This is a genomic window from Bradyrhizobium sp. CCGB12 (assembly GCF_024199845.1).
Taxonomy (GTDB): domain Bacteria; phylum Pseudomonadota; class Alphaproteobacteria; order Rhizobiales; family Xanthobacteraceae; genus Bradyrhizobium.
In genome coordinates this window covers 3,915,872-3,937,925 of sequence record NZ_JANADO010000001.1, presented here as the reverse complement: position 1 = coordinate 3,937,925, position 22,054 = coordinate 3,915,872, and the positions used below count along the sequence as shown (strand labels likewise).

The 22,054-nt window shown below is 65.4% G+C and carries 19 protein-coding genes; 9 read left to right on the top strand and 10 right to left on the bottom strand.

Annotated features, from left to right (window positions below; genetic code table 11):
- Nucleotide 1: 1 nt before the first annotated feature.
- The 10 genes from NLM27_RS18650 to NLM27_RS18605 are packed head-to-tail and all read right to left on the bottom strand — an operon-like array spanning nt 2 to nt 10,501.
- On the bottom strand, nt 2-976 hold the full coding sequence (locus tag NLM27_RS18650) for a sugar ABC transporter substrate-binding protein (protein WP_254144697.1): 975 nt from the start codon (nt 974-976) through the stop codon (nt 2-4).
- A 42-nt stretch (nt 977-1,018) separates the two neighbouring features.
- Nucleotides 1,019-1,996, bottom strand: a complete 978-nt coding sequence (locus tag NLM27_RS18645; RefSeq protein WP_254144696.1) for an ABC transporter permease — start codon at nt 1,994-1,996, stop codon at nt 1,019-1,021.
- Nucleotides 1,993-2,943, bottom strand: coding sequence for an ABC transporter permease (locus NLM27_RS18640; protein ID WP_254144695.1), 951 nt, complete (start codon nt 2,941-2,943; stop codon nt 1,993-1,995). The genes NLM27_RS18645 and NLM27_RS18640 overlap by 4 nt, the downstream gene beginning before the upstream one ends.
- Nucleotides 2,936-4,462 (bottom strand): sugar ABC transporter ATP-binding protein, encoded by a 1,527-nt coding sequence (locus NLM27_RS18635; RefSeq protein WP_254144694.1) that lies wholly within the window; start codon nt 4,460-4,462, stop codon nt 2,936-2,938. Before NLM27_RS18635 ends, NLM27_RS18640 begins: the two co-directional genes overlap by 8 nt.
- On the bottom strand, nt 4,459-5,853 hold the full coding sequence (locus NLM27_RS18630) for an FAD-linked oxidase C-terminal domain-containing protein (protein ID WP_254144693.1): 1,395 nt from the start codon (nt 5,851-5,853) through the stop codon (nt 4,459-4,461). The genes NLM27_RS18635 and NLM27_RS18630 overlap by 4 nt, the downstream gene beginning before the upstream one ends.
- A gap of 55 nt (nt 5,854-5,908) precedes the next feature.
- Nucleotides 5,909-6,793 carry an intradiol ring-cleavage dioxygenase gene (locus NLM27_RS18625; protein ID WP_254144692.1) on the bottom strand — a complete coding sequence of 295 codons (885 nt, stop codon included), beginning with the start codon at nt 6,791-6,793 and terminating at the stop codon, nt 5,909-5,911.
- Between the two features lie 15 nt (nt 6,794-6,808).
- Nucleotides 6,809-7,711 (bottom strand): NAD(P)-dependent oxidoreductase, encoded by a 903-nt coding sequence (locus NLM27_RS18620; RefSeq protein ID WP_254144691.1) that lies wholly within the window; start codon nt 7,709-7,711, stop codon nt 6,809-6,811.
- Nucleotides 7,712-7,732: 21 nt separating this feature from the next.
- Nucleotides 7,733-9,097 (bottom strand): amidohydrolase family protein, encoded by a 1,365-nt coding sequence (locus NLM27_RS18615; RefSeq protein WP_254144690.1) that lies wholly within the window; start codon nt 9,095-9,097, stop codon nt 7,733-7,735.
- A 4-nt stretch (nt 9,098-9,101) separates the two neighbouring features.
- Complete coding sequence (locus NLM27_RS18610) at nt 9,102-10,181, bottom strand: maleylacetate reductase (RefSeq protein WP_254144689.1); 1,080 nt, start codon at nt 10,179-10,181, stop codon at nt 9,102-9,104.
- Complete coding sequence (locus NLM27_RS18605; protein WP_097659251.1) at nt 10,178-10,501, bottom strand: Dabb family protein; 324 nt, start codon at nt 10,499-10,501, stop codon at nt 10,178-10,180. Before NLM27_RS18605 ends, NLM27_RS18610 begins: the two co-directional genes overlap by 4 nt.
- A gap of 107 nt (nt 10,502-10,608) precedes the next feature.
- Here NLM27_RS18605 and NLM27_RS18600 point away from each other — a divergent pair, with 107 nt between their 5' ends.
- The 9 genes from NLM27_RS18600 (at nt 10,609) to NLM27_RS18560 (ending at nt 22,044) form a co-directional block, all read left to right on the top strand.
- Entirely contained in the window at nt 10,609-11,532 is a 924-nt protein-coding gene (locus NLM27_RS18600) for a LysR family transcriptional regulator (protein ID WP_254144688.1), read from the top strand.
- Between the two features lie 13 nt (nt 11,533-11,545).
- Nucleotides 11,546-12,991 (top strand): xylulokinase, encoded by a 1,446-nt coding sequence (xylB, locus tag NLM27_RS18595; protein WP_254144687.1) that lies wholly within the window; start codon nt 11,546-11,548, stop codon nt 12,989-12,991.
- 130 nt (nt 12,992-13,121) lie between these two features.
- The gene (locus NLM27_RS18590; RefSeq protein ID WP_254144686.1) at nt 13,122-14,645 is read left to right on the top strand and encodes a sugar ABC transporter ATP-binding protein; all 1,524 of its coding nucleotides are present in this window, start codon (nt 13,122-13,124) and stop codon (nt 14,643-14,645) included.
- The gene (locus tag NLM27_RS18585; RefSeq protein WP_254144685.1) at nt 14,638-15,681 is read left to right on the top strand and encodes a ribose ABC transporter permease; all 1,044 of its coding nucleotides are present in this window, start codon (nt 14,638-14,640) and stop codon (nt 15,679-15,681) included. Before NLM27_RS18590 ends, NLM27_RS18585 begins: the two co-directional genes overlap by 8 nt.
- Before the next feature lie 133 nt (nt 15,682-15,814).
- Nucleotides 15,815-16,762, top strand: coding sequence for an ABC transporter substrate-binding protein (locus NLM27_RS18580; RefSeq protein ID WP_254144684.1), 948 nt, complete (start codon nt 15,815-15,817; stop codon nt 16,760-16,762).
- A 170-nt stretch (nt 16,763-16,932) separates the two neighbouring features.
- Complete coding sequence (locus NLM27_RS18575; protein WP_254144683.1) at nt 16,933-17,400, top strand: MarR family winged helix-turn-helix transcriptional regulator; 468 nt, start codon at nt 16,933-16,935, stop codon at nt 17,398-17,400.
- Between the two features lie 45 nt (nt 17,401-17,445).
- Nucleotides 17,446-19,155 (top strand): FAD-dependent oxidoreductase, encoded by a 1,710-nt coding sequence (locus tag NLM27_RS18570; protein ID WP_254148861.1) that lies wholly within the window; start codon nt 17,446-17,448, stop codon nt 19,153-19,155.
- Nucleotides 19,156-19,235: 80 nt separating this feature from the next.
- Entirely contained in the window at nt 19,236-20,561 is a 1,326-nt protein-coding gene (locus tag NLM27_RS18565) for an MFS transporter (protein WP_254144682.1), read from the top strand.
- A gap of 34 nt (nt 20,562-20,595) precedes the next feature.
- Nucleotides 20,596-22,044 (top strand): aldehyde dehydrogenase, encoded by a 1,449-nt coding sequence (locus tag NLM27_RS18560; RefSeq protein WP_254144681.1) that lies wholly within the window; start codon nt 20,596-20,598, stop codon nt 22,042-22,044.
- Nucleotides 22,045-22,054 lie beyond the last annotated feature (10 nt).

Here is a 22,054-nt window from a genome sequence, read left to right as displayed (position 1 = left end):
CTTATTTCGCGCTGAGCTTGCCGGCGTCCTCGAAGGTCGGGCAGGTCCGCTGCTCCAGGGGCACGTCGAACGGCTGGTAATTGTCCTTTGTGATGACGGTCGGCTTCAGCACGATCTCGTTGATGACCGGCTGGCTGCGCAGGGACCGGATCGCCATCATGGTGCCGAGGCAGCCTTGCGCGAATCCGTTGTAGTCGCCGCTCGCGAGCAGCTTGCCGGATTTGATCGCGTCGATCGCCTCTTTGGTGCCGTTGATGCCGATCACCTGGGCCTTGCGGTTGGCGCCGTCGAGGGCCTCGATCGCGCCGACCGCCATGGCGTCGTTGGCAGCTAACACGCCGTCGATCTGCGAATTCGACTGCATCAAGTTCTCCATCACCTGGAGCGCCTGGAGCCGCTGGTAGTTGCCGGGCTGCGAGGCCAGGAGCTTGGCGCCCGCGCTTTCCTTGAGCGCATCGTTGAAGCCGCGGACGCGGTCGACATTGGTCAGCGAGCCCTTGACGCCCTCGATGATGACGATGTTGCCCTTGCCGCCCAGCGTCTTGAGCAGGAAGCGCGCGGTCTCCAGGCCAAGGCTGTAATCGTCGGCGCCGACGAAGGAGAGGAACTTGCCGCCGGCGGAACGGTCGGTGATGTTGACGACCGGGATCTTGGCTTCGTTGATCTTCTCGACCCCCGGCACCATCGCCTTGTAGTCGACAGGCGTGAAGACGATCGCGCTCGGCTTCTTCACTACGACGTCCTCGATCTGGCTGAGCTGCTCGGGAATCGAGTCCGGCTTGGTCGGGATGTATTGCAGCGTCTTCGCGTTCAGCGACTTCGCCATGTTGTCGGCGCCGACCCGCACCGTCTGGAAGAACGGATTGGTCTGGTTCTTGGTGAAGACGGCGATGGTCTCGCCATCGGCGCGCGCTTGCGTGGTGAGCGCAGCCGCCATCAGCAGCGGTAGCGCCAGATAACCAAATTTCTGTCTCATGTAGCCTCCATCCCTCATTTTGCTTGTTGGATTTCTAAGAACTCATTGCGCACGGCGGCGGGTTTTCATGTCGAGCCAGACCGCGAGAATGACGATGATGCCGGTGACGAGCGGCTGCCAATTGGCGCTGACCGACAAGAGGTTCATGCCGTTCAGCACCAGCGTCAGGATCAGCGCGCCGATGAAGGTGCCGAACACGGTACCGACGCCGCCGAACAGCGAGGTGCCGCCGATCAGCACGGCCGCGATCGCCGGCAGCGTCAGGCTTTCGCCGATATCGGCCTCCGCCGAGTTCAGCCGCGACAGGAAGATGATCGAAGCAAGGCCAGCCATGGTGCCGGAGACGGCGTAGACCAGCAGAAGGCGGCGCGCCACGGGAATGCCGGAGAGGCGGGCCGCGACCGGATTGGCGCCGATTGCATAGATCTCCTGGCCCCAGATCGTTCGCTGGGCGAAAAGCGTCCCGACGCCAAGGAACACCAGGAGCAGATAGACCGGGATGGGCAGGCCGAACAGATAGCCGCTGCCGATCTGGCGGAAGCCTGCCGGGAAGCCGTGAAGGGTCTCGCCCGCCATGTACCAATAGGTGAGGCCGTTCAGCACCCAGAGCATGCCATAGGTGGCGATGAAGGAGGGGATGCGGAGCGCGGTGACCATGATGCCGTTGAGCAGACCAACGATGCCGCCGCAGGCAAGCCCGGTGAGGATGCCGAGCGCCGGCGAGCCGGTCGTGTGGATCACGGTGCCGGCGATGCAGGCCGACAGCGCGACATTGGCGCCGACGGAAAGATCGAGGCCGGCGGTCAGCACCACAAGCGTCAGGCCGGAGGCGATGAAGAAGGTCAGGCTTGCCTGTCGCAGAACGTTGAGGATGTTGCCGAGGCTCAGGAAGGAATCGCTGAGCACGGCGAGCACCGCGCAGATCAAGAGCGCTGCGAGCAGGCGATAGAACACCTGGATCGCATCCTGCGAGAGGAAGGAGCGGGGCGGCGCGATGTCGTTCTTGGTGATGTCGGTCATGCGCGGCTCCTGAGGCCATCGAGGAACAGGGCAACGATGACGAGGACGCCGACGCTTGCGACCTGCACCGAGGAGGGCAGCGAGATCAGGTTCAGCCCGTTGCGGAGCACGCCGACTGAGAGGACCCCGAGCAGGGTGCCGAGCAGCCAGCCATTGCCGCGCTCGAACGAGGTGCCGCCGACGGCGACGGCCGCGATGGCATCGAATTCGAGCCCAAGGCCCGCGGTGGGATGGCCGGAATTCATCCGCGCCGTCATCAAGAGGCCCGCGATGCCGGCCATGGCGCCGCCGATCGCATAGACCGCGATCAACAGCTTGTTCGGCGAGAGGCCGGCGTAACGCAGGGCCTCGCGGTTGCCGCCGAGTGCGAAGATGTAGGTGCCGAAGCGGGTGTGATAGAGCAGGCCGTGAAACACTGCATAGGTCACCAGCGCCATCACGATCGGTACGGGAATGCCGAGAAGCGTCGCCGAATAGATGTCGCGCACGCTGTGGGGGATGCCGACCACGCTCTGGCCGTCGCTGACGATCAGCGACAGGCCCTGCGCCATGCCGAGCGTGCCGAGCGTCGCGACGAAGGGCGGGATGCCGAGGATCGCAACCAGCCAGCCGTTGGCGACGCCGAACGCCGTGCCGACGAGCAGACCGGCGCCTAGGCCCAGCAGCATCGAGTGCGTTGCGAGCGACACGATCGCGACGCAGAGCGAGGTCAGCGTCAGCACCGCACCCATCGACAGGTCCAGCCCCTCGGTCATGATGATCAAGGTCATCGGCAGCGCGAGCATGGTCAGGATGGTCGACTGCACCAGCACGTTGGAGAGGTTGGCGACCGACAGGAAGCCGGGCGCGATCACGCTGAACAGCGCGATCAGCAGCACCAGCACCATGGCAACGCCGGGAATGCGCTGCAGCGGATTGGGTTGAGCGACGACCGCGGCTTCACGCATGATGCATCCCCAGTCGCACGATGTTCTCCTCGGTCAGTTCGTTGCGGGTCAGATGCCCTGCGATGCGCCCCTCGCGCATCACATAGGCGCGGTCGCAGACATGGCAGATCTCGACCTGCTCGGACGAGATCATCAAGGCGGCCGCCCCCTCCGCGACGAGGCGGTCGATCAGGGCAAAGATCTCCGACTTGGCGCCGATGTCGATGCCGCGTGTCGGCTCGTCGAAGATGAACAGTTTCGAACCGGCCGCGAGCCATTTGCCGATCACGACCTTCTGCTGGTTTCCGCCCGAGAGCAGCCCGACGGTTTGCCGCGCGCTGGGCGTCGCGATGCGCAGCTGCCGGATCAGGCCGTCGGAGGTACGCTGTGCACGGCGCTGATCGAACAGCCCGCTCGGGAACAGCTTTCGCAGCGCCGACACCACCAGATTGTCGCTCACCGAGCGCAGCAGCGCGAGGCCTTCGCTCTTGCGGCTCTCCGGGATCAGCGCGATGCCGCGGCGGGCGGCAAGGTCGGGTTCGCCAGAAATGGACTTGCCGTCGAAGACGATTTCACCTGACGTCACGGGATCGGCGCCGAAGATGGCGCGGGCGACCTCGCTGCGGCCCGAGCCGACCAGGCCGCACAGGCCGACGATCTCGCCCCGGCGCACCTCGATGTTGATATCGGAGATCCCAGTCGAAGAGCTCAGGCCCTTGACCTCCAGCAGCAGCTCGCCGGGCTTGTCGGCAAAATTGCGCGGGTAGGTCATGTCGACATTGCGGCCGACCATCATGCGGACAAGCTGGTCCGGCGTGACGTCGGCGGGCCGGACCCCGTCGATGCGGCGGCCGTCGCGCAGCACGGTGATGCGATCTCCGAGCGCGAACACCTCGGCCATGCGGTGCGAGATGTAGACGATGGACACGCCGTCGGCCTTCAGCCGCGCGATCAGCGCAAACAGCAGCTCGGTCTCGCGGTCGGACAGCGCCGCGGTCGGCTCGTCCATGACGAGGATGCGGGCGTTCTGGCTGATCGCCTTGGCAATCTCGACCATCTGCTGCTGCGCCACGCCCAACTTGTCGACGGTGGTGGAAGGATCGATGTCGAAGCCGATCGTGCTGAGCACTCGCCTGGCGTCAGCCAGGATCTTGCGGCGGTCGATGGTGCCGGGAATGCGGCCCTTCGGTTCGCGTCCGAGGAAGATGTTCTGGGCGATATCGAGATAGGGGACCAGCGAGAATTCCTGGAAGATCACGGCAATGCCGAGCTTCTGCGCATCCGCGGTCGAAGAGATCGCGACCTTCTCGCCCTTGTGGTAGAACTCGCCGGCATCGGCGCGGTAGGCGCCGCACAGCACCTTCATCAGGCTCGACTTGCCGGCGCCGTTCTCGCCCAGCAGCATGTGGACTTCGCCGGGGTAGACGGCAAAGGACACGTCATCCAGTGCCTTGACGCCGGGAAACTCCTTGCTGATGCCGCGCAGCTCAAGGAGCGGGACGGGCGAGGAGGGCTCAATGGCCAATGCTGCGCTGCTCATGCCCGCGCTCCGCTGGCAAAGATCTTTCCGGGATTCATCAGTCCATCAGGATCGAGGGCTTGCTTGACCTGCCGCATCACGTCCACGGCCTCACCGAGCTCATCGGTGAGATAGTCGATCTTGCCGAGCCCGATGCCGTGCTCGCCGGTGCAGGTGCCGTCCATGGCGATGGCGCGGGCGACCATGCGGGCCTGGAGCGCCTTGGCGCCTTCGGCCTCCTCGGGCTTTGCCGGATCGATCAGGATCAGCATGTGGAAATTGCCGTCGCCGACGTGGCCGACGATCGGCGCGGTGAAGCCGTGCTCGTCCGCATCGCGGCGCGTCTCGGTCAGGCATTCCGCGAGCCGCGAGATCGGCACGCAGACATCGGTGATTACTGCACGTGCGCCGGGTCGCAGGCCGAGGCCGGCATAGAGCGTGTTGTCGCGGGCGTGCCAGAGCCGGCTGCGGTCTTCCGCGGCCTTGGCCCAGGCAAAGCCGTGGCCGCCATGATCGGCGGCGATCGCCTGGGCGGCCTCGGCCTGCTCGGCGACGGAGGTTTCGGAGCCGTGGAATTCGAAGAACAGAGTGGGGGCCTCCCGATAACCGAGCTTGGCGTAGGCGTTGATGCCGCGCATCATGACGTCGTCGAGCAGCTCGATGCGTGCCACCGGGATTGCGGACTGGATCACGGAGATGGCGGTGTCCACGGCATCGTGCAGGGTATCGAAGCTGCAGACCGCGGCCGAGATCGCCTGCGGCACCGGGTGCACCTTCAGCGTGACCTCGGTGATGACGCCCAGCGTGCCCTCGGCACCCACGAACATGCGGGTCAGGTCGTAGCCGGCGGCCGATTTGCGCGCGCGTTTGGCGGTCCGGATCACGCGGCCGTCGGCCAGCACCACCTCGAGCGCCATGACGTTGTCCTTCATGGTGCCGTAGCGCACGGCCATGGTGCCGGACGCACGCGTCGACGTCATGCCGCCGATCGAGGCGTCGGCGCCGGGGTCGATCGGGAAGAACAGGCCTGTATTGCGCAGCTCCGCATTGAGCTGCTTGCGCGTAATGCCGGGCTGCACCACGACATCCATGTCGCTGTCGTGCACTGTCAGCACCTTGTTCATGCGTGCAAAGTCGAAGCAGACGCCGCCGGCGACGGCGGCCGCATTGCCTTCGAGCGAGGTGCCGGCGCCGAACGGGACGATCGGCATGCCCGTGCCGGCGCACAGTTTCACGATTTCGGCGACCTCCTGCGTGGTCTCGGGGAAGACGACGATGTCGGGCGGTAGGTTGCGGTAATGCGACTCGCTCTGCCCATGCTGATCGAGCACGCCGCGCGCGACGCTCGCGCGCGAGCCGATCATGCCGTTGAGGCGCTCGGCCAATATGCTTGTGCTGACCCGCGGTCCCATCCTCAGCTCCCGTCTGCTCCCTGTTGCCGGACTCTTGTTTGGTCCGTCGTTCAGCTTAAGCGGCTCTCGCGTTGCTCGCGAGCTGCTTCAGGCCGAAATCATAGTTGAGATGAAAATACGCGCTGTCCACCATGCGACCATCCGGCGCACGGCCGGCGGGCTGACGGACGAACTCCCGAATCAGGCTGTCCTTGACGCCGAACACCACGTCGCTATCGAGATATTGGTCGCCGGCCACGAACACGTGGGTCACCAGCTGCTCGAAGCCGGGCGCCGAGATCATGAAGTGCACATGCGCGGGCCGCCAGGGATGGCGGCCCTGGACCTCCAGCATCTCGCCGACCGGGCCATCATGCGGAATGGGATAAGCCGCAGGCTTGATCGACCAGAAATGGAAACGGCCGCTAGCGTCGGTGTGGAAGCGCGCGCGCATCGCGAGATCGCCGATGTCGTCGAGCTGCTGCACGTCGTAATAGCCGTCATCGTCGGAATGCCAGACGTCGACGATGGCGCCCGCAAGCGGCTTTCCGTCGACGGTCGAGACCGAGCCGGAGACCAGCATCGGATCGCCCTCCATCGGGCCGGAGATGTCGGCGCCGCTGTCCTTCTCCGGCGCGGCCTGGACGAAGAATGGGCCGAGCACCGTGGTCTCGGTTGCGCCTTCCGGCACCGGATGGTTGATGGCATCGACCAGCATGGAGACGCCGAGCGTATCCGACAGCAAGATGAACTCCTGGCGCTTGTCGTCGCACATGTGCCCGGTGCGGGTCAGGAAATCGATGCCGTATTCCCATTCCTTCTGGGTCGGCCGCACCTCGCGGACGAAAGCGTGAAGATGGCGTACCAAGGCCTCGCTGACCTGCTTGATACGCGGGTCGGTGGCGCCCGCGATCCGCCCCAGCACCGCGTCCGTGATCGTGTTCTCGTTGAAGTTACGCATAGGTGCCTCCGCCGATCAGAGTTTGGGTTCGCCGAGCCCGGACAACCGTTCCAGATGTTTGACGGTCGCGATGAAGTCGGTATCGCCGTCGCCTTGTGCGACCAGCGATCCATAGGTCTCGCGCACCTGGGCTGCGAGCTGAAGTGGCACGCCAACGGCATGGCCGGCGCCGAGGATGAGATCGAGGTCCTTGGCCATCTGCCTGCAGGAGAAGGTGGACTCGAAATCGCGGGTCCGCAGCGGCGCGGTCTTGTACTTCACCATCGGAGAGGCCACCGCGCTGTCGTCGAGCACCTTCAAGATGTCCTGCCAGGCGATGCCGCCCTTGCGCGCCAGCGCTAGGCTCTCGGCCATCATCGCCGCCGATACCGCGATCATCAGATTGACCGAGAGTTTTGCGTAGCGGGCCTCTTCGCCGGGCCCGAGATAGGTCTGTGCGCGGGTGAATGTTGCGAATAGCGGCTTTGTGTTCTCGAAGGCTTCTTTGGGTCCTGATACGAAGCAGGTCAGCGCGCCCGTGTGCACGATGCTGGCATTGCCGGAGACCGGCGAGCGAAGATAGGTGATTCCGCGCGCCTGGGCTGCGGCCGCAACTTCGCTCGAGGCCTCGACACTCACGGTACTGGTTTCGATCAGAACAGCTCCCGGCGTCATCGCGGCGATGAGGCCGGTGGTGTCAAGCAGCGCACCGCGCAAGGCAGCGTCATCAGGCAGGGACGTGACGACAGCCGTCTTGCCGCTCACGGCCTCGGCCGGCGAAGCGGCAATCGAGATGCCTTGCGCGCGCGCCTCGTTGGTCCGCGCCGCGCTCTGGTCGAACGCGGTGACGGCATAGCCGGCTTTGGCGACGAGCATCGACATCGGCAGGCCCATCTTGCCGATCCCGATGAAAGCGACCTTTTTCGAAATGTCTGTCATTGTTCTTGTCCGTTGGCGCCGTCAGGCAGCGCGTCCCTGTCGTTCGATGTCTCGCACCAGTCGCTGGCCGGATTGTGCGAGCAGCTTCTTCTTCGTCTCCAGCCCGTCGACCAGCAATTGGCCATTCCTCTTCTTCCAGGCGCCGCCGATCATGACGGCATCGATGTTGGCGAGGCTGGTCTGCATCACGACGGTTGCGACGGGATCGTGCACCGGGAAGAGGTTGAGGTCGGAGGCGTTGATGATGACGAGGTCGGCGAGCTTGCCCGGGGTCAGCGAGCCGATCTGGTGCTCGCGGCCGAGCATGCGGGCGCCCTCTGTTGTGATCCAGCGCAGCGCTTCGCGCACGGGAATTGTGGTTGTCGCCGGAATCGTGCCGCTCGCTTGCCGCGACTCCGCATTGTCGAGCGCCCGCTGCATCGAAAGCGCCACGCGGGCGGCGGAGAAGAGATCGCCGGCCAGCACGGATTCGAGATCAATGCCGATCGTCGGCCGAACGCCGCGCTTTAGGAGGCGTCCGGTGATGGGAAAGCCATGGCCCTGGATCATCTCGTTCTCCGGCGTCACCGAGAACGACACACCGAGATCGACCATCCGGCCGAGCAGTTCATCGGGCAGGTCGTTACCATGCACGATGTTGACGCCGGCCCCGACGAGACCCGCCTCGATCAGCTTTTCCCAGCCGCCAGGCGTCTTGGCCGGACCGCCGCCCTGGTGCATCGATGCGATCAGCTTGAGCTCGCGCGCCAGGCGGAAATCGTGCATGGCGACGTCGAGGGTCGAATAGTGTGGGCCGAGAATGGCGAGCCCCAGCGTGACGAGGCCGTCGCGATCGGCAAGGGGACCTGCGAGCAGCCGCTCGACCTCGCGGCGCGGGTGCGGCACTTCTGAGAAATGCGGCTCACCCGGTTTCGGCTCGGGCTTCGGCGAGCCGTGGAAGAAGGCGGCGCGGATGCCGCTCTCAATCAGGCCTCGTACGGCGGCGTCGGTATGATCGGGCGTCGGGTTGTTGTGGCACCAGTCAACGAGTGTGGTCGTGCCGCAATTGATCTGGTTCAGCGCGCCGACGAGGGTTGCGATGTGGATGTCATCGGGCCGGAACACGGTCGCGAGCCCGGCATGCATACGACGGAAATATTCGAGCAGCGTCCAGTTCGCGGCATAGCCGCGCAAGCCCGTCTGCCAGGTGTGCATGTGCGCGTTGATCAGGCCGGGGATGACGATGCGGCCGGTACCCTCGACGATCTCGGTGTCGGCTGCGACGTCTATCGATGGGCGCACATCGACGATGCGATTGCCCTCGACCAGCACGTCGCCGGTGTTGAGATCGCCGATCGCGTCATCCATGCTGATGACGGTGGCGGATTTGATCAGCGTGCGCCGCATCGCTTCAAGCCGCAGCTTTGATGGTAACAGGCGGCTCGCCGGCCCAGGCGCGCGCGATCAAGTCACGAATGGCGTTTCGTTCGAGCGGACGCGGATTCCAGTAGGCGTTTGTCACCGCAAGATCGGCCGCCTTGTCGATTCCGTTCTCGGGCATGCCGACGTCGCGTAGCGCGAGCTTCGCACCCAGTCGCTTCGCAAGTTCGAACAGTCCTTGCGATGCATCGGCCGCGCCGATCGCGCGCGCGACGCGCGCCATCGCGTCGGGCACGGCCGGTGCGTTGTAGGCCAGCGCATGCGGCAGCACGATGGTGTGCGTTTCGGCGTGCGGCAGATCGAAGGTGCCGCCGAGCGTGTGGCAGAGCTTGTGATGCAGCGCCATGCCGACCGTGCCGAGGCAGACGCCGCACAGCCATGCGCCATAGAGTGCTTCGGTGCGCGCCTCGCGGTCGTCGCTCTTGGCAGCGATGGCGGGCAGGGCGCGGGCCAGCGCGCGGATGCCTTCTTCCGCCATCAGCGAGGTCACGGGATTGGAATCGCGCGCATAGAGCGCTTCCACCGCATGGGCGATCGCGTTGATGCCGGATGTCGCGGCCAGGCTCGCCGGCAGCGTCAAGGTCAGATCGACATCGTAGATCACGGTCTCCGGCAGCACGGCGGCGTCGCGCACCGTGGTCTTCAACCCGTTCTCGGTCTGGCCGACGATCGGCGTCATCTCCGAGCCGGCATAGGTGGTGGGAATGCAGAGCTGGTTGACGCCGGTGCGTAAGGCGAGCGCCTTGCCGAGGCCGGTGGTCGAGCCGCCGCCGAGCGAGACGACGCAGTCGGCATCGCACGCCTTCATCGCCGCGAGTGCACGTTCCGTGACCTCGACCGGCGTATGCATGGTGGCGCCCGGGAAGATGCCGGCATAGTGCGGGCCGAGCGCGGTTCCTAGGCTCTTGCCCTGCGCCTCTTGCTGCGGCGTCGTCAGCACCAGCGCGCGCTTGCCGCCGAGCCGCTCGACTTCAGCCTTGGCGGAGGCAAGCGTTCCGCTGCCGAACACGACGCGGCAGGGCAGGTTTTCAAAGGTGAACGAACCGATCATGCGCCGGTCTCTTTGATGGGATAATCGACCTGGAAGCGTCCGATCCGCAAGTCGCCCAGCGCCTCGCGCACGCGCAGATGTTCCGGGTGGTTGGCATAGGCGCTGAGCGCGGCCTGGTCGGTGAATTCGGAGAACAGCACCACGTCGCAGGCGTAGTCGACCGCGCTGACGTCCATGCCGACTTCGATATGGGTGAGGCCGTCGATTCGGCCCTTGAGGCCCTCGAACAGGGTCTTGACCTTGACCCGGGCGGCGGAGCGCTCCTCGGGGGTCTCCCCGCGCAGCCGCCACATCACGATGTGCCTGATCGGGCCCGACATTTCCTGATTTCCTCGCCTGCGATTATGCTTCGTTGGCGCCATTTTGCCTTGCAGAAATCGGAAATAAAGGTCAAAATTTGTAAGTCTCTTTTCCTCATCCTGCAAAAATGGACCGTCTGCTCCAACTCGAGGTCTTCTCCAAAACCGCTGAACTCGGCAGTCTTTCCAAAGCTGCCGAAATCCTGCGGATGTCGAACGCGGCCGCCAGCCGTCATCTCAGCGCGCTGGAGGATCGCCTCGCGGTCCGGCTGATCGAGCGCAACACGCGCCGGCAATGGCTGACCGAAGCGGGGCAGGAACTCCTGCAGCGTTGCAGCACGCTCTTGAACGAGCTCGCCGAGGCCGAGGACGCTGTCTCCGACCGCGCGCTATCGCCGAAGGGCATGCTGCGCGTGACGAGCTCGCTGTCCTTCGCGATGATCTATCTCGCGCCGATGCTGCCGGCCTTCCGCGCGCTCTATCCTGATCTCAGCGTGCAGATCATCAGCGCCAACCGCTATCTGGACTTCATCGAGGCCGGCATCGACGTTGCGATCCGCACGCGCGAGCACGAGCCGGATTCCAATATCATCGTCCGCCGCATCGGCCAGATGCATCGCGTGCTCGCGGCGGCTCCGTCCTACCTGGAGAAGCACGGCCGGCCGGAGCATCCCGCCGATCTCGCCCGCCACAACATGCTGATCTACAATCTCGCCAATGATCCCTATTCGCTCCGGCTGAGCCAGGGCAGCACGACGCAGACGGTCCGGATCGCGCCGACGCTCGACAGCAATGACGGCCAGATCATCTGTGGTGCAGCGCGCGCAGGGCTCGGCATCCTGATCCAGCCGCTTTACATCGTGCAGGGCGATATCGCGGCAGGCCGGCTGGTGCCCGTCCTGATGGGGTGGGAGCTGCCGCTGCTCACCATGAACATCGCTTATCAAAATCGTGTCCGGCTGCCCGCCAAGATCAGGGTCTTTTCAGACTTCCTGGTCAGCCACATCCGCGAGCATTCGGAGCCGGGGATCTGGATCGACGCGGCGAAGTGAACGGGAAGCACTCATGTATCTCGGCATCGATCTCGGCACCTCGGCGGTCAAGACCGTTCTCGTCGACGATGCCCAGCGCGTGGTCGCAAGCGAGAGCCGGCCGCTCGCGACCGCCTCGCCTCAATCAGGCTATAGCGAGCAAGACCCCGCGCAGTGGATCGATGCAACCTTTGCCACGCTGGATGCTTTGAAAGCGACACATGCCGGCGCGCTGGCTTTGGTCAAAGGCATCGGACTGTCCGGCCAGATGCACGGCGCCACGCTGCTCGATGCGAGCCTAAAACCCTTGCGGCCCTGCATTCTCTGGAACGACGGACGCTCGGCGGCCGAGTGCCGTATCCTGGAGCAGCGCTGGCCCGCCTTACGCGCGACGACGGGTAACAAAGCGATGCCGGGATTCACCGCGCCGAAGCTGCTCTGGATCGCGACGCACGAGCCTGCCATTTTCGCGGCGGCGAAGCTCGTTCTGCTTCCAAAGGCCTATTTGCGCCTGGTGCTGAGCGGCGAGGCCATCGAGGACGTTTCGGATGCATCGGGGACGCTGTGGCTCGACGCCGCGCGCCGTGACTGGTCGGACGCAGCGTTGGCAGCGACCGGCCTGTCGCGCAATCACATGCCGCGTCTGGTCGAGGGATGCGCGCCCGCAACGACATTGCGCAGCGAGCTCGCGCGACGCTGGGGCATGACCGGACAGCCGGTGATCGCGGGCGGCGCCGGCGACAATCCGGCGGGCGCCGTCGGCATCGGCGCGATCCGGCCGGGAACGGCATTCCTGTCACTGGGAACCTCCGGTGCCCTCATGGCACCGACCAACAGGATTGCCGCAAACCCCGATCGCATCGTGCACACGTTCTGCCACGCCATTCCCGACATATGGATCCAGGCCGGCGCGATCCTCTCGGCCGCCTCGTGCCTCGCCTGGATCGCGCGTCTGTTTGGCGTCGCCGAGGCCGAGCTGCTGGCGCCGCTTGGCTTGCGCCCGCAGGCGCCGTCGCCCGTGAGCTTCCTGCCTTACCTCGCAGGTGAGCGGACGCCGCATGACGATCCCCTCGTGCGCGGCATGCTCGATGGTTTAAGCCATGGCACCGATCGCGGGATGATCGTGCAGGCGGTGCTCGAAGGCGTTGCCTTCGCGCTTGCCGATTGCCGCGACGCGCTCGCGGATGCCGGTATTGCGATCACGGAAGCCGATGCCATCGGCGGCGGTTCGCGGTCCCGGTTCTGGCTCTCGGTGCTGGCCAACGTGCTGAATATCCCGATCCATCGCTTCGCCGGAGGTGAGGCCGGCGCGGCGTTCGGTGCGGCGAGATTGGGGCGGCTTGCTGTCACGGGTGAGGCAATTGCCGCCGTGTGCACGCGGCCGCAGCGCATCGAGACGTTTGAACCTGACGCCAGGCTGACCGAAGCCTATGCCGAGCGGCTTCCCGCGTGGCGCGAACTGTATCGGCCGCGCCACTAGCATCGCCTCGACGTCGAATTCTCGTATGTTCGGTATTGCCCTGTGCCGCGGCCTTTTGTTTAATGCGTGAGCCGCGCTGACAAGAAGATCGAGACGCGGGTGGGAAACGCATTGTGCGCCGGGAGGCACGATGAACGATCCGATCCTCGAGATGCGTGGGGTCTCAAAATCCTTCTTCGGCATCAAGGCGCTGCGCTCGGTCGATCTCACCGTCTATGCCGGCGAAATTCATGCCCTGATGGGTGAGAACGGCGCCGGAAAGTCGACGCTGATGAAGATCCTGTCCGGCGCTTACACGCCAGATCCCGGCGGCGAGATCCGTATCGAAGGAAGCCCGGTGCGGATCGAAGGTCCGCTCGGCGGCCGCGCCGCGGGCATCTCCATCATCTACCAGGAGCTGTCATTGGCTCCCAATCTCAGCGTTGCCGAGAATATCTATCTCGGCCGGGAGATATCGCAATCGGGTTTGCTGGCGCGGGGCGCCATGCGCGAGGGCGTCGGCCCGATCCTGAAACGGCTGGGCGCGGACTTCCTGCCGTCGACGCTGGTGGCGCATCTCTCCATGGGCCAGCGGCAACTGGTCGAGATCGCGCGTGCGCTGCACGCAAGATCAAAAATCCTGATCATGGATGAGCCGACCACCGCGTTGTCGGCCGGCGAGAGCGCGCGGCTGTTCGCGCTGATCCGCCAGCTTCGCTCCGAGGGGCTTGCCATCATCTACATCTCGCATCGCATGGACGAGGTCTATGCGCTCGGCGACCGAGTTACCGTGCTGCGCGACGGCCGGCTGGTCGGGTCGCTCGACAAGCCCGAGATCCGCGCCGACACCATCGTTCGGCTGATGGTTGGGCGTGACGTCTCCTCGTTCTACAAGAAGGATCACGATCCGGAGGCGGGGCGAGGGCATCCCGTGCTCGCGGCCATCGACATGGCCGACGGCCAGCGCGTCAAGGGGTGCTCGCTCACCGTGCATGCGGGCGAGGTGGTGGGGCTTGCCGGCCTGATCGGCGCCGGCCGCACCGAACTTGCACATCTCATCATCGGCGCGGCACCGAGAACGTCGGGCCGTCTCGAACTTGAAGGCCACCCGATCGACATCCGTAGTCCCGGCGCGGCACTCGAGGCCGGCATTGCCTATCTGACGGAAGACAGGAAGGCGCTCGGCCTGTTTCTCGACATGTCATGTCTGGACAACATCAATCTCGCTGTGCTCGCGCGCGATGCGAAGCTCGGCTGGTTCCTGGATCGCGACAAGGCGCGCGAGCGCGCCGACCGGGCCTTCGCGGGGCTCAGCATTCGCGCCGCCGATGTCGGCGTCCCCGCCGGTGGCCTCTCCGGCGGCAACCAGCAGAAGGTGCTCTTGTCGCGGCTTCTCGCCATTGCGCCAAAGGTCCTGATCCTCGACGAGCCGACGCGGGGCGTCGACGTCGGCGCCAAGTCCGAGATCTATTCGATCATCGACAATCTGGCCAAGGCCGGCACCGCGATCCTCGTCATCTCGTCCGATCTTCCCGAGATCATCGGCATCTGCGATCGCGTCATCGTGATGCGGTCGGGACTTGTTGCGGGCGAGGTCAGACGAACCGAAACGGCGGCGTTGAACCAGGAAGACATCATGGCGCTTGCCACGGGGATGGAGCATCTCGATGCCTGACAATGGTGCTTCGGAGGCCCAGCCCGCCCCGACGACGACGACCAACGGTGCTGCCGCGGAGACAAAACGCCAGCGGGCGAGGGTGCTGATCAGCGCGCTCGGCATGCTGCCGGTATTGCTCGTTCTCTGCATCGGCTTCCATGTGCTGTCCGAGGGGCGCTTCTTCACCGGACAGAATCTCGGCATCGTGTTGCAGCAGGCCGCAGTGAACACCGTGCTCGCCGCCGGCATGACCTTCGTCATTCTCACCGGCGGCATCGACCTCTCGGTCGGCTCGATCCTGGCGGCCTCCGCGATGGCCGGGCTGACGCTCTCCAAGCTGCCAGACCTCGGGATGCTGTGGCTGCCGGCCGCGCTGCTCACCGGCCTCGGATTCGGTGTCGTCAACGGCGCGCTGATTGCGCTCCTGCGCCTGCCGCCTTTCATCGTCACGCTCGGCTCTCTCACCGCGGTGCGCGGCCTGGCACGACTGCTCGGGGCCGACACCACCGTGTTCAATCCCTCCATTCCCTATGCCTTCATCGGTAACGGCTCGCTGACCCTCGTTCCCGGCGTCGCGTCGATCCCGTGGCTCTCGGTGATCGCCTTGCTCGTCATCCTCGTCTCGTGGCTGGTGCTGCGCCGGACCGTGCTCGGCGTGCACATCTATGCGGTGGGCGGCAATGAAAGCGCGGCGCGGCTTGCCGGCATCAAGGTCTGGGCCGTGCTGATCTTCGTCTACGGTGTCTCCGGACTTTTCGCCGGGCTCGGCGGCGCCATGCAGGCGGCGCGGCTCTATGCAGCCAACGGCCTCCAGCTCGGTCAGTCCTACGAGCTCGATGCGATCACCGCCGTGATCCTCGGCGGCACCTCATTCGTCGGCGGCATCGGCTCTATCTGGGGCACGCTGGTCGGCGCCTTGATCATTGCCGTCCTGTCGAACGGGCTCATTTTGATCGGCGTCTCCGACATCTGGCAATACGTGATCAAGGGCCTGGTGATCATCGGCGCCGTGGCGCTGGACCGCTACCGGCTGCAGGGCTCTGCCAGAACCTAGGAGGCTCTGCCAGAACTTAAGAGGCGCTCCGCCAGAACCCCGAAGGGCTCGGCGCACACCTGCTTGATACGAGATTCCGTTGCGGCAACTGGTCTGCCGTGCCGGAGATGAAGACAGACCAGGGAGGAAGCCAATGTTGAAGACGATCACGCTTGCCGGCGCCGCCATGGCGCTTGCCCTAAGCACCGTGCCAACCTTCGCCAAGGAGCTCAAGTCGATCGGCGTCTCGCTCGGCTCGATGGGCAACCCGTTCTTCGTCGCGCTGTCGAAGGGCGCCGAGTTCGAGGCGAAGAAGACCAATCCCAATGTGAAGATCACGACCGTCGGCTTCGAATACGACCTCGGCAAGCAGGTCACCCAGATCGACAATTTCATTGCCGCCGGCGTCGACCTGATCCTGTTGAACCCCGGGGATCCCAAGGCGATCGGGCCGGCGATCAAGAAGGCGCAGGCGGCGGGCATCGTCGTCGTCGCGGTCGACACCGCGGCCGAAGGCGCCGATGCCACCGTAACCACGAACAACGTGCAGGCCGGCGAGATCTCCTGCCAGTACATCGTGGACAAACTGGGCGGGAAGGGCGACGTCATCATCGAGAACGGGCCGCAGGTTTCTGCCGTGATCGACCGTGTCGTCGGCTGCAAGAACGTCTTGTCGAAGAATCCAGGCATCAAGGTACTGTCCAGCGACCAGGACGGCAAAGGCTCGCGCGAGGGCGGTCTCACCATTGCGCAGGGCTACCTGACCCGCTTCCCCAAGATCGACGCCATTTTCGCCATCAACGATCCGCAGGCGATCGGTACCGATCTTGCGGCTCGCCAGCAAAACCGCAGCGGCATCGTCATCACGGCGGTCGACGGCGCGCCCGATATCGAGGCCGCGCTGAAGGATCCACAGTCGCCGCAGATCCAGGCCTCGGCTTCGCAGGATCCGTTCTTCATGGCGCGGCGGGCCGTGCAGGTTGGCGTCGGCATTCTCAATGGCCAGAAGCCGGCCTCGACCGTGGAGCTGTTGCCCTCCAAGCTCGTGACCAGGGACAACATCGCCGAGTACAAGGGCTGGACCTCGGATCGTTCACAGTAGAAGGCCGCCCCGCTACCGGGAATGCTCGAAACACACGATGACGGGCAGCGTCTTGATTGACGCCGCCCGCTGCCAACTACACGTGCGCTGATCGACTGTACGAGCGCGCCTGGGCTGCCTCTTGTGCTAGCCTTGCATGATCTCGATCGCTCGATTCGGAAGCATAATTCGTGAAAGCCAGGACATCCGGGACCGCGTGGCGGCACGCCAATATTGGCCGCCTGCTCAACAACGCGGTGCGGCGTTTCGAGGGCCGCGTGCTCGAACTGATGAGCGAGCGAGGCCACGACGAAACACGCATCGCGCATGTCGGCCTCACGCGCAATCTCGATGTGGAGGGGACGCGGCTCACCGAGCTCGCCCGCCGCGCCTCCATGAGCAAGCAGGCGATGGGCGAACTGGTCGATCAATGCGCCGAGCTTGGCCTCGTCGACCGCATCGCCGATCCGACCGATCGGCGCGCGCGCATCGTCATGTTCACCCCGGCCGGGCGCAAATGGCTCGATGCATTCCGCGATGCGGTCGACATAGCCGAGCAGGAGATGCGCGCCGAGCTCGGCAAGGCCACGATGGACGCGATCCTGAAAGGGCTCGCGGTCTACGGCGCGGAGTTCGACACGCTGGACGATGCCGATTAGTCAGGCTACTTGACGAAATAGTCAGGCGACCTTACCATGCAGATAATGCTGGTAGGGAGAAGCGACTTGGAAACACGTCTAACGGCCGCGGTGCTCATCGTGGGCGGCGGGCCCTGCGGGCTGATGCTGGCCAACGAGCTCGGCCGGCGCGGCGTGGCCGCGATCCTGGTCGACGAGAAGCCGGGCACGGCATTCAATCCGCAAGCCAATGCGACCCAGGCGCGCTCGATGGAGCATTACCGGCGGCTGGGCTTTGCCGACGAGATCAGGCGAGAGGGCTTGCCTGCGGACTACCCGACCGACGTCGCGTATTTCACGCGCTATAGCGGTTACGAGCTGGCGCGGTTCGCACTGCCGTCATCTTCGCGCGCAGGTGAGCTCATCAAGGGCATGTCGGGCTCCTGGAGCGCAGCGGAGCTGCCGCATCGGGTCTCGCAGAAATATGTCGAGGCAGTGCTGCGCCGCCACGCCGAACGGCTTCCCGGCATAAGGCTGAACTACGGCCACAGGCTGATCAGCTACGTCGAGGGCGACGACGGTATCGTCGGCGACATCGAATGTCTGGGTGATGGCAGCCGCTTCCAGGTGCGAGCCGACTTCCTGGTCGGCGCGGACGGGCCGCGTTCGATGGTGCGGCAATCGCTCGGGATCGTCTATGGCGGCGAGACGGGGGCGCAGCGCGATTTCATGGGCGGCCGCATGCTGGCGGTCTATCTCCGTTCACCTGGGTTCTATGCGACCGTCCCGCACGCCAAGGCGTGGATGTACAATTGCTTTAACGGCGACCGCCGTGCCTTCATGGCCTCCGTGAACGGGCGCGACGAATTCGCGTTTCACACGCAGCTTCGGCCAGGCGAAGACGAAAGTGCGATCACAAGCAACGAGGCCAAGGCCGCATTCCAGCGCGCCTGTGGCGCGCTGATCGATTGCGAGGTGCTGTCGTTCCTGACCTGGACTGCCGGTCACGCGCTGGTCGCGGATGGGATGCAGCGGGGCAGGGTCTTCCTCGGTGGCGATGCGGCCCATCTGTTCACGCCGACCGGCGGGCTCGGCTACAACACGGCGATCGAGGATGCGGTCAATCTCGGCTGGAAGCTCGCAAGCGTCGTCAAGGGCACGAGCCCGGCAACGCTGCTCGAGAGCTACGAGATCGAGCGCCGTCCGGTGGCGCTCCGCAACACCGACTATGCGCGGCGCTTTGCCGACTCGCTCGGCCTGTTCGCGCCGGCGCCGGAGATCGAGGACGCCACGGGCGAGGGCGACGAAGCGCGACGGACGGCGGGCGCCTATCTCGAACAGCACGCCCGGGCCGAATTCAACATTCCCGGCGTCACCTTCGGCGGACGTTACGACGGCTCGCCGATCATCATCTCCGATGGCCGCGACCCGCCGCCGGACGCTGCGAACGTCTACGTTCCGAGCGCCTGTCCCGGCGGCCGCGCACCGCATGCGTGGTTGGAAGACGGCGTGTCCTTGTACGACCTGTTCGGGTTCGAATGGACGCTGCTTCAGTTCGGCGAGGTCGCATCGGCTCACGCCGCGGTCGCTGACGCCGTCCGCGCGCTCGGGGTCGATGTGAAGCTGGTCACGCTGCCACAATCCTTGCGCGATCTCTACGAGGCAGATCTCGCCCTGATACGTCCCGATCAGATCGTTGCCTGGCGCGGTGCCGCATCGCAGGCCGGAACGATCGGACACGTCCTTGGCCGCGCGCTCGGGCGAGGCGCAGCCAATGGCGCGCGGCTGGCGAGCTGATCGATTTCCGCCGACGGGTTCACCCCGCGGCAGTACAGCCAATAACAACAAGACCACAATGATACCCGGAGGAGGACGAGGTGACGACGAGAGCATTCGAGGACTACGACGACCGTGCCGCCAACGCCGTCGGCGCCGAGCAGACCGCAAGCAGCCGCCGGCGCATCCTGATCGCCGGCACCATCGGCACCGCGATCGAATGGTACGACTTCTTCATCTACGGCCTGGTCGCGCCGCTGGTATTCGATCAGCTGTTCTTTCCGAAGTTCGACCAGCTCACGGCAACCGTCGCGGTGTTCGCGACATTCGCCGTCGGATTCCTGGCGCGGCCCCTGGGCGGGCTCGTGTTCGGCCATTTCGGCGATCGTCTCGGCCGCAAGTCGGTCCTCTTGTGCACGCTGCTCCTGATGGGGCTTGCGACCATGTCGATCGGGCTGTTGCCGACCTACGCCAGTGTGGGCGTGCTCGCGACCATCGCGCTCGTCGTGCTGCGCTTCCTCCAGGGCTTTGCGCTCGGCGGCGAGTCCACCGCGGCGATCCTCATGGCAATCGAGACGGCGCCGGGCCACAAGCGCGGCTTCTCGGCCGCGGTGATCCAGGCCGCAGGACCCGTCGGCGTCGTGCTTGCCTCGTTTGCGGCGCTCGCGATCTCGCGGCTGCCGGAGGCGGACCTGCTGTCATGGGGTTGGCGCGTTCCGTTCCTGATCAGCGCCGTGCTGGTCGCGCTCGGCGTCTATATGCGGTGGCGCATCGAGGAAAGCGCGACGTTCCGCGAGGCGAAGGAGACTGATGCCGTGCCGGCGGTCGAGGCGGTCAGGGGGCACTGGCGGCCGATCCTCATCGTGTTCTTCGCCGAGATGGCGCAGACGTCCTATTTCTACCTGACCGCGATCTTCACCATCTCCTTCGCGACGCGTCAGCTCGGTGTTCAGAAGGACGTGATCACGCAGGCCGTGCTGTTCGCCAATCTCGTCGGGCTCGTGGCCATGCCGCTGATCGGCGCCTGGTCCGACCGGATCGGACGCAAGCGACTGTTCCTGGCCGGCGTCGTGCTCGCGGCGATCTCGATGTTTGCGTTCTACGGTGTGGTTGCGAGCCGCGACACGCTGCTCGTGACCGGCGCGGTGATCTTCGCCGCCGGCGTCATCCATCCGCTGATGTTCGGCACCGAGGGCAGCTATTTCCCGGAGCTGTTCCCGATGCGGATCCGTTTCACCGGCGTGTCGATCGGAAAGCAGCTCGGGACGGTGTTCGGCGGCGGCATCGCGCCGTTGGTCGCCACCAGCCTGTTTGCGCAGACGGGCTCCACCTACGCCATCACCGGCTATTACGTCGCGCTCGCACTCGCGGCGATGATCGCACTCGGCTTTGCACACGAAACCAGCAAATCGCGGCTGCTCGGCTAGGTCCGGCGCCATTACCAATAGCAGGGAGGTTCTCATGGACATCAATCTTCTCATCGCCGGCCAGGATCGGGCCGCTTCCAGCGGCAAGATGTTCGAGCGGCGCAATCCGCTGTCGCAGGAGGTCGCAAGCCGCGCGGCCGCCGCGACGGTGTCCGATGCTGACGCTGCGGTGGCAGCAGCCTCCGCCTCGTTTCCCGCATGGTCGGCGCTCGGTCCGAACGCGCGGCGCGCGCTGCTGCTGAAGGCCGCCGATGCGCTCGATGCCATGCGAGACGCCTTCATCAAGATCATGATGGCCGAGATCGGCACCACCGAAGTCTGGTCGGCCTTCAACGTCAAGCTCGCGACCGGCATGCTGCGCGAGGCGGCATCGCTGACGACGCAAATTGCGGGCGAGGTGATCCCGTCGGACAAGCCAGGATGCATTGCCATGTCCGTTCGCCAGCCCGCGGGCGTTTGCCTTGGCATCGCGCCGTGGAATGCCCCGATCATTCTCGGCGTCCGCGCCGTTGCGACGCCGCTCGCCTGCGGCAACACGGTGGTGCTCAAGGCGTCCGAGATCTGTCCCGGAACGCACCGGCTGATCGGCGAGGTGTTCAGTGACGCAGGCTTCCCGCCCGGCGTCGTGAACGTCGTGACCAACGCGCCGGCTGACGCGCCCGCTTTGGTCGAACGTCTCATCGCCAATCCTGCCGTGCGGCGGATCAACTTCACCGGCTCGACTCGCGTCGGCCGCGTCATCGCCGAGCTCGCCGGACGTCATCTCAAGCCGGTGCTGCTCGAGCTCGGCGGGAAGGCGCCGCTGGTCGTGCTCGACGATGCCGATCTCGATGCCGCCGTGGCGGCCGTGGCGTTCGGTGCCTTCATCAACCAGGGCCAGGTCTGCATGTCGACCGAGCGGGTGATCGTCGACGAGGCGGTGGCCGCGTCCTTCGTCGAGAAGCTCGCGAAGAAGGCGAGCGCGCTTCCGGCCGGGGACCCGCGCTCCGGTCCGGTGGTGGTGGGATCGATGATCGACGAAGCGCCCGCCAAGCACGTCGTTGCGCTGATCGACGACGCGATCGGCAAGGGCGCCGCCAAGGTCGCGGGCGGCGAACGTGCTGGCACTGTCGTTCCGGCGACGGTGCTCGATCGTGTCGTGCCCGGCATGCGCATCTACACCGAGGAAAGCTTTGGCCCGGTCGTCTCGGTGATCCGCGCGAACGGTGTGGATGACGCCGTGCGGCTCGCCAACGACACCGAATACGGCCTTTCGGCGGCCGTGTTCGGCCGCGATGTCGCCCGTGCGCTGACGGTGGCGCAGCGCATCGAAAGCGGCATCTGCCACGTCAACGGCCCGACCGTGCATGACGAGGCGCAGATGCCCTTCGGCGGCGTAAAGGGATCGGGCTACGGCCGGTTCGGCGGGCAAGCCGGGATCGCCGAGTTCACGGACTTGCGCTGGATCACCATCGAGACGCAGCCGCAGCATTATCCGTTCTGATTGCGCCCAA